Source organism: Methylobacterium sp. P1-11 (genome assembly GCF_008329595.1).
GTDB lineage: Bacteria > Pseudomonadota > Alphaproteobacteria > Rhizobiales > Beijerinckiaceae > Methylobacterium.
Window position 1 is genome coordinate 1 of sequence record NZ_NPKS01000128.1, and the last position, 504, is coordinate 504.

The 504-nt window shown below is 52.0% G+C and carries 1 protein-coding gene; it reads left to right on the forward strand.

The annotated features are described in order from the left end of the window. Positions 1-407, forward strand: a 407-nt coding sequence (locus tag CIW48_RS33665) for a hypothetical protein (RefSeq protein WP_173009487.1), incomplete at its 5' end; no start/stop codon positions are given. Positions 408-504: the final 97 nt, after the last annotated feature.

Consider the following 504-nt stretch of genomic DNA (forward strand, 5'->3'; position numbering starts at 1 on the left):
TCTGGAAATTCCAGTTGGAGTTGATAAGCTATCCCTGCGGCGGCTTCGCCGAAGAAGAGCAGCAATATCACTTCATGCTTGTGCATTTGAAGGATCAGACTTTGGACTGGATCAACGCCGGACACAGGCGTACGGCTGTCATGCTCTTTTTTGTGAGCGGCTTACTACTTGCGCCGGTTTGGATGACCATCGGTTTATACATTTTAATCCGACATGACCTTCTGGGTGAAGGTCATCTTACCTTCTGGATACCCATCTTTTTAGGGATGGCAGGGTGCTTTTTTCTGCCAACCGAGCGCTTATCCACGAGGCTATTGATTGCAATAGCCTACGCACCTGTCACGGTGGTCTTCCTAGTGGGCTTCAGTATCACTGTAGGCTGTCTGATGATCGGAAGCTGTCTGTAGCAAGGGTCCAACGCCACAGGAGAGTTGCGAGCGGGCGCAACGGTGGCGTCCGTTTTCCGCAAACCACGCTTAAAAGCGGACCAGCGGCAATCCACCC